We start from the raw sequence: 7,990 nt of genomic DNA on the forward strand, positions 1-7,990 counted from the left end.
CCGAACCCCGCCTGCATGCAGAAGATCCTGGTCGGCGACGACGTCGGCTCGATTCTGGCCGGTGGCACCAACAACCCGCCCGACACCACCGGCAAGGGCGGCGTCGGCAACACCGGCTACGACTGGGCCACCGAATACAACATCATCCAGCAATACGCGATCAAGAACTCGCGGCTGCATCTCCCGCTGGTGTTCGGCGTGGACGCGGTGCACGGCTTCGGGCACCCGTATCAGGCCCCGCTGTTCCCGCAGTCGATCGGGATGGGCGCCACCTGGGATCCGGCGGCCGCGCAGGCCGGCGGCCAGGTCACCGCGAACGCGCTGCGGGCGACCGGCTGGAACTGGGATTTCGCCCCGGTGCAGGACCTCTCCCGGGACAACCGCTGGGGCCGCACCTATGAGACCTGGGCCGAGGAACCGGCGCTCTCCGCCGCGATGGGCGCCGCGAACATCAAGGGCCTGCAAGCGTCCGCGGACGGCGGAGGGCTGAAGGTGAGCGCCACCGTCAAGCACTTCGCCGGGTACTCGCAGTCGGTCAACGGCCACGACCGCAATGAGGCGCTGCTGCCGCTGAACTACCTGCAGGACACGATCCTGCCGTCGTACAAGGGCGGGATCGACGCCGGGGCCGGCTCGGTGATGGTCGACTCGGGCTCGATCAACGGCGTGCCCGCGACCGGTTCGCACTATCTGCTCACCGACATCCTGCGTAACCAGATGGGCTTCGAGGGCGTCGTGATCAGCGACTATCAGGACGTGCAGGCGTTGCAGAGCACGTACCACATCGCCCCTGACCTGGCCGGCGCGATCGCCATCGCGGTGAACGCGGGCGTGGACATGGGCATGGTGGTCAACAACCCGGACCAGTGGCAGGCCGCGATCCTGCAGGACGTGCACTCCGGCAAGATCTCGCAGGCGCGGATCGACCAAGCGGTACGCCGGATCCTGACCATGAAGTTCGACCTCGGCCTGTTCAACCAGGCCTGCGTGGCCGACCCGAGCAAGCCCTGCGTGGACCCGAACGCCGCGGATGCCGCGGTGGCCGCCGGACGCAGTCAGACGCTCACGGCCGCGCAGGAGTCGATGACGCTGCTGCGCAACCAGGCCAATGTGTTGCCGCTCTCCCCCACCGGCAAGGTCGTGGTGACCGGGCCGAGCGCCGATTCGATGACCAATCAGCTGGGCGGTTGGAGCGTGAGCTGGCAGGGCGTATTCGGCGCCGGACACGTATGCTGCATGGGTCCGCCGAACCAGATCCCGCCCGGCACCACGGTGCTCAAGGGAATCCAGGCCGCGGACCCTGCGGCGGTGTACGCGCCCGACCAAGCTACCGCGGTAGCCGACGCGGCCAGCGCGAGCGCGTACGTCGTCGCGGTCGGCGAGAAGGCTTACGCCGAAGGGCTCGGCGACAACCCGGCGCCCGCGCTTGCGCCTGACCAGCAGGCGCTGATCTCCGCCCTGGAAGCGACCGGAAAGCCGGTCATCGTGGTCGTCATCGCCGGCCGTCCGGTCGGGCTCGGTTCCGCCGAGAAGGCGAACGCGGTGCTGATGGCGTATCAGGGCAGCACGGAGGCGGGCCAGGCGGTCGCGGACGCGATCTTCGGGAAGATCGACCCAAGCGGCAAGCTCTCGGTGAGCTGGCCTTCCGACGCCTCGAGCGTCGGCGGCGACTTCAACGGCGGTGCGCCTTCACCACTCGGCGACCAGCCGAAGTTCTTCGACCAGCTGCCGGGCACGGGCTCCGGTCCCGGCCATTCCTACAACCCGCTCTACCCGTTCGGGTACGGCCTGTCCTACACCACCTTCCAGAACAGCGCCCTGACAGTCACGCCGACGGTGCGGACGCACGGCAACGTGACGGCGACATTCACGGTCACCAACACCGGATCGCGGGCCGGCACCGACATCGTGCCGGTGTACGTGGCGCAGCCGGTCAGCGCCGTGGTCGTGCCGCCGCAGCGCCTCGTCGGGTTCGCGCGGGTCACGCTCAACCCGGGTGAATCGAAGCAGGTGCACGTGACGTTCCCGACCTCCGCGCTGGGCGTCAGCCAGGGCGACATCAACAGCGCGGCCCCGCCGAGCGTTGAGCCCGGCGGCTACATCGTGCAGCTCGACAAGGACGACACGACCCCGTACGACGTCGACCAGTCGGCCAACTTCACCATCCGCTAACAGCACACGAGCGGCGGTACACCGGCCAGATCGGACGGTGTGCCGCCGCTCCCTGTAACGTCCACCGGTTAACGTGGCTAGGTGCCCGAGCCCTCAGTCACCGACCAGTCCGCCGAGGTCGACCCGATCACCCCGACCCGCCGACGGATCCGCCGCAGCTTCCTTATCTCAGTAGCGGTCGGGCTCGTCGGCGCGGCGCTGGTCGCCTCCGGAATCCTCGCGTATATCAATGAGCGTAATGATCGCCAGCACCTCAGCTACGTCGGCACAGCCGGCCAAGGCGCACGCCTGGAGCTGACCGTGCGGGTACAGCGGGTCGACGTCGCGGGTGAGGAGATGGTGCTCAGCGTCCTGCCGTCGCCGCGCGGCGCCCTGGCCACCGACGAAGCGACCGGAGAACTAACGCAGAATGTACGGCTTTACACGCCGTCGCTCGCGCAGAACAGCGTCACGCTTGAGAAGGGCACGATTCCGGCGCTCCAGCAGATCAACGTTCCGCTCAGCGACGGCACGCCGACCGACTACCCCTTCGATCGCTACTTCGCCGACATCGTGTGGGCCGCCTCGACCGACGACGGCAGCCCGATCCCGGTGGCGATGGACTTCGAGAATCGCGATCCGTTCTTCTCCATCCATCCGCGTTCCGCGGTCGCGGCCACGCAGGGCATCCTGCTGGAAACGCAGATCGGCCGTTCGCGCGGCACCTTCATCCTGGCCTGGTTCATGATGGCGGCGATGTGGGCGATGTCGCTGGCGGTGCTCGGCGGGGCCTCGGTCATGGTGCGCCGCCGGATGGGACTGGTGTGGCCCGGGATGGCGTGGATGGCGGCCACGGTCTTCGCCCTCGTCGGGCTGCGCAACGCCGCGCCAGGCAGCCCGCCGATCGGATCGGTCATCGACTACGCGGCCTTCTTCTGGGCCGAGGCGGTCACCGTGGCCAGCGTCGCGTGGGCGGCGGTCGCGGGCGTGCACGTGGAGCACCACCGCGACGATCCCCGAGTGAGTGTGTGAGTGTGAGCGTGCGTCAGGTCCGGCCAGTGCGGTGGCCGGACCTGACGCGTTCAGTGGGGTTACGAGCAGGTGATCTGCGCGCCTCCCCAGTCGGAGTGGTCGCTGCCGTTGCCGTCGCCGCCGTCGCCGACCACAAGGTCGAGCACCTGAGCGCCGGTCAGATCGACACTGAGGCTCGCCGCCGCCTGATGCCCGTGGATGACGGGCGTCGTGGTGAGCGTCTTGCCGTCGGCGACGACGCTGAAGGTGACGCTGCCGGCTGCGCCGACCTCGTTGTCCACGCCCACCGAAGCCGTGAAGCTGGTGCAGTGGCCGCCGAGGTAGATCTTCACGTCGCCGTTCGCGTGCACGCCCAGGCCCTTGGTGAAGGTCACACCGTTGATGGTGATGGTGTGGCCGTCACCGGCCGCCTGTTCGCCGTTGCTCATGTCGCGTTCGACCGGGCCCCAGCCGTTGGTGGCGGAGATGAACGGCAGGTCGCTGACGTAGTCGGCACCTGCCTTCGGCGGCGTGTAGTAGCCGACGATGCGCTCATCCTTGGCCGTTTGGTGCCTGCCGCGCTGTATGTAGCCGACCGTCGCGGTGAGCGCTGCGGCGGCCGGTTGGCTGCCGGACGAAGGCTGAACCGTCCACGTGAACGTCGCCGCCTTTCCGGATTCCAGCGTGCCGATCGACGCGGGGCTCGGCGCGCTCGCCGTCCAGCCGGCCGGAAGGCTGAGCGACGGGACTAGCTTTGTCGCGCGTCCGTGTCCAGCTGGGACGGACACCGTCGCGGTCGCCGTGAAGGAGGTCGCGGGCTGCGCGGTGTCAGGCACCTGAAGGTTGACGTTGACGCCGGGAGCCGCGGGCATCTCGTACTTTTCCTCGTTGTACCCGGGGCTGTTGACCGGCCGGACGCTGAGCGAGGAGGCGTAGCTGCCATAGTTGGTGAGCGACACCGTGCCGAGGCCGCCGGTGGTGCCGTCCAGGTTCCACACCGCGATCGCGATCGTGTTGCGCCCGTTCGTCTTCAGGATGCCGTTGGGCACCGGGAAGCTGTGCTGCGGGCCGAGATAGTTGACGTAGTTGCCAACCATCCAGCCGTTGACATAGAGCTCGGCGCGGTACTTCTTCGACGGGTCGTCGGTGATGGTCAGGCCGAGCGAGGTCTCCTGGCCCTTCGGCAAGTTCAGGTCGACCGTGGTGCGATACCACCCGACGCCTGGGGTCGTGTTGCTCGTCGGCAGGCTCACCGGCTTCCACTTCGCGTCGTTGAAGCCGGGCAGTTGCCAGCCGGCCCGCTCGCCGAACAGGCCGCCGGTCGAGAGCGGCCCGCGCACCGGGTCGATCTCCTGCTCGCCGCCGCGCACGCCCTGAAGCCGCCAGGTCACCGAGGTCAGCGGCGCGCCGAGGAGCGAGGCGCTGGTCAGCCCGCGCGCGGAGGTGCTGTTGTTGGTGGAGTTGTAGTCCTCTTCGTGGCCCATGTTGACGGTCAGCACGGACAGGATGTTGTCGCCGGTCTGATTGAGCGATCCGGCCGGGAAGGTGAAGTCGCCGCTGCCGTTGGTGGAGCTGCCGAGGAAGGTTCCGTTGAGCCAGACCGAGAACGCTTGCGCGCCGCCGCCGGAGTCGGAGACCAGGTGGATGCCGGTGGCCGCGGCCGAGGCGCGGAACCGGCCGCGGTACCAGGTGCTGCCGGTGTGGAAGCCGTAGTCGTCGGCGTACAGCACGGGCAGCGAGCCGGTCCCGGTGACGCTGTAGGTGCTGGTCTTGTCGGCGACCGGCCAGCTCGAGTCGTCGAAGCCTGGCTGCGCTTCGGGCGATTCGGCCTGGTACTTCCAGTCAGTGAGCGCCGGCAGCGTTACCGCGGCCGCGGTCTGGACCGTGCCGACCTGGCTGCCGGTCGAGGAGAGCGCGCCGTGGATGCCGCGGCCGTTCCAGGTGACCGAGCGGGCCGAGGTGAACACCTCGATGGCCGGGTCGGTGCCGTTGTCGCCGGTCAGCGCCAGCTCCTTGCCGCCGTCGCGGCTCGTCGCCGTCCGCAGCAGGTGGGTGCCGCGCACGAGTACCGGACCGGACGCGGTGTTCAGGGTCCAGAACGTCTCCGCAGTCGGCTTGTCGGCGAGCAGGAGCAGCAGCGCACGTGAACCGCCGCCGCTGACGGTGACCCGGGTCAGGCCGTCGTGCTTGTAGTTGAGCCGCAGGTCACCGGTCGTGGCGTTCCAGGTCACCTTGACCGCGCCGCCGCTGCTCTGCACGGCCGGCTGGCTCGCGTAATGCAGCACGGTCTCGCCGTCGGTGCCCTGGTCGCCGTAGAGCACTGCGACGTCGCGGGCGCCGATGGTCTCAGAGGTCATCAGCTGCGAGGTCGAGTACTGCAACTGCGAGTCGCCGAGCTTGGTGTCCGCGACCAGCAGGTCCGATTCGCGGCCGTTGAGCGTGATCGAGGTGCCGGGCTCCTGCGGGACGCTCGGGTACGTCGGGCCGCTGGCGGCTCCTGCCGGAGGCAGGTCGATCGCGTCGATGGACACGAAGTTGTCGGTCGAGCCGGAGCTGTGAGTGCCGTCGACGACGATCTTGAGCGTGTGCGCGCCGTCAGTCAGGCCGCTGACCGAGTAGATCACCGCCTGGCTCTGGCTGCCCGAGTCGTCGACGGTGGTCTGCTTGACGCCATCGAGGAAGACGTCGGCGTTGCCGTGGTTGTTGGTCTTCGAGCCGATCCAGCGGATCGCGGTCCCGGTGAACGGAATGGTCAGCGAGTCGCCGGCGGTGTTGGAGAACGACTCGGAGTTCTTATAGTCGCCGCCGGTGTAGCTCTGGTTCGCCACGTGCGACCAGGAGCCGGTGTATTGCAGCACCGGATCGGTGTCGTCGTAGGTGTACTGGCCGCCGGGGCGCGCGTTGAAGTCGATGGTGATGTGGGTGTTGTCGACCGCTGTCGAGGTCGAGCTCGCGTGCCGCAGTACGTGGAACTGCGCGCCGGTGTCCGGGTTGCGGCGCGCTGTATCGATGACGGCCGTGTCGGAGGGCGCGGTGGTCAGGACGCGGTCGGTCTTGGTCAGGTCAGGCATCGCGGCCAGCGAGTAGCCGATCAGCTTGTCTTCGTAGTACTTCGGGTCCAGCTGCCGGGTCTCCCGGATCGCGGCGCCGTAGTCGTAGGAGGTGTAGTTCTCCGGCATGCCCAGCCAGCCCCAGTTGGTACCGCCGTAGGTCATGTAAAAGCTCTGCGCCGTGGCGCCGACCGCGATGTTGTTCTTGTAGAACACGTCGGCGAACTGGTCGTTGATCAGCTGCGCGCACTTGTCGTAGCCGGGTCCGCCCCAGGGGTCGAACGCGCCGCCCTGGAATTCCGGGGAGTACAGCGGCCTTCCGGCAGGGTGGTCGTAGCTGATGTCGGGAACGCCGTTCCACGAGCTCGGGTTCGAGCAGTTGAAGCCCTGCGGGTAGGAGTCGGGCCCGTCGACGTCGAGAGCGCCGGCACCGCTGTTGAAGGTGCCGTTGTTGTTGCCGGTCAGCGGCACGGTGATGCCGTCGGCGCGGGCCTTGTCCTCAAGGTGCTGCATGTAGGCGCGACCGGCGGCGTCGCCGTTGTAGTACTCGTTCTCCACCTGGTACGCGATGACCGTGCCGGTGCCGTTGGTCAGCTGGTGGCGAGCGAGGATCGCGTCGATCTTGGTCAGCCACTCGTCGGCGTAGGACTCGAACGCCGGGTCGTCGGTGCGGTTCTTCACGTTCTTGGTGCCCAGCCAGGCCGGCAGGCCGCCGCCGTCGACTTCGGCGTTGATGTACGGCGCGGGCCGCGCGATGACGTAGAGGCCGGCCTGCTGCGCCATGTCGAGCAGCTCGTCCACGTTGCGCACGCCGGTGAAGTCGTAGACCCCTGGCGCGGGCGAGTGGTAACCCCAGTCGAAGTACAGGGAGGTCGCGTTGAACCCGGCGGCCTTCATCTTCTGGAAGATGTCCAGCCACAGGCTCGGGCTCGGCAGCCGGAAGTAGTGGAACTCGCCGGACCACAGGTAGGTGCGCTTGCCGTCGACGAGGAAGGAGTAGCCGTCGAAGGTGACGGTGTGGGCGGCTGCGGCGGGCGTGGTCGTCGCCGTCGTCTTCGTGGTCTGGCCCGGTGCCGGGCTCGCGTGTGCCCCGCCTACCGAACCGAGTATCAGGGCCATGGCCGCGCCCGACGCGGCCAATATTCGGTGGCCGCGCCGAGAGCGCAGCGGTGTGTGCAAGCCGAGCACGCCGAGTCTCATCCTTGAGTTCCCGTTCGTGGATGTGGGTATTTGCTGAGGTGAATCTGGCGGTTAGTGGTGAATTGTGTTGTCGCGTGTTCTGTTATGTGGAGACAAGGGTGATGTATAGCGGAGGCTTTACTTCGTGTCCATAGCCGGGATGTCCAGCAGCGCGATGACACGCTTACCTCCGCCGATGCGGCGGCGGATGAAGCAGGCGCGCGAGAGGAGGTCGACCAGCGCGAGGGTGCGGCCGAAGGCCGAGATGCGGTCGAGGGTGCCGGTCTGGATCTCGGCGGTGTCGCGGTCGGCGCACGTGATGGTCAGCAGCCCGTCCTCGACGAGCAGGGTCAGCTCCGCCTCGCCGGGAGCCTGACGCAGCACGCTGCTGAGCAGCTCGGAAACGATCAGCACGGCGTTGTCCACGGCTTCGTCCGGCACGTGCTGCTCGACGAGCTGGTCGTGGGCCCACTGCCGCGCGTCCCGGACCGCATGGGGGTACGTCGCCGGGGTCTGCCACACGTACGCGTTCGTTCGCACGTACGTGACCCAGCGCTTCGATTCCCCGCTCACGATCACAAGTGTGGCGTACGGCGGGG

The 7,990-nt window shown here is 68.1% G+C and carries 4 protein-coding genes; 2 read left to right on the plus strand and 2 right to left on the minus strand.

Features of this window, described 5'->3' with window-relative positions; genetic code table 11:
* Together VN779_RS20200 and VN779_RS20205 are read left to right on the plus strand one after the other, a co-directional pair.
* Nucleotides 1–2,172: glycoside hydrolase family 3 N-terminal domain-containing protein (locus VN779_RS20200; protein ID WP_325725675.1), on the plus strand; the 2,172-nt coding region annotated here is incomplete at its 5' end.
* Nucleotides 2,173–2,253: 81 nt separating this feature from the next.
* Nucleotides 2,254–3,183 carry a DUF4436 family protein gene (locus VN779_RS20205; RefSeq protein ID WP_325725677.1) on the plus strand — a complete coding sequence of 310 codons (930 nt, stop codon included), beginning with the start codon at nucleotides 2,254–2,256 and terminating at the stop codon, nucleotides 3,181–3,183.
* A gap of 59 nt (nucleotides 3,184–3,242) precedes the next feature.
* On the opposite strand, the gene VN779_RS20210 is transcribed toward VN779_RS20205, so the two are convergent.
* Both VN779_RS20210 and VN779_RS20215 read right to left on the minus strand, forming a co-directional pair.
* Nucleotides 3,243–7,331 (minus strand): beta-galactosidase, encoded by a 4,089-nt coding sequence (locus tag VN779_RS20210; protein ID WP_325725679.1) that lies wholly within the window; start codon nucleotides 7,329–7,331, stop codon nucleotides 3,243–3,245.
* Between the two features lie 198 nt (nucleotides 7,332–7,529).
* On the minus strand, nucleotides 7,530–7,990 hold a 461-nt coding region (locus tag VN779_RS20215), incomplete at its 5' end, for an ATP-binding protein (RefSeq protein WP_325725681.1).

It is taken from the genome of Actinocrinis sp. (genome assembly GCF_035605935.1).
In the GTDB taxonomy this organism is placed as follows: Bacteria; Actinomycetota; Actinomycetes; order Streptomycetales; family Catenulisporaceae; genus Actinocrinis.

What these genes read in the sequence shown, in the direction of transcription:
- VN779_RS20210 (WP_325725679.1), bottom strand. Translation starts at nt 7,331, where the DNA reads ATGGCCCTGATACTCGGTTCGGTAGGCGGGGCACACGCGAGCCCGGCA.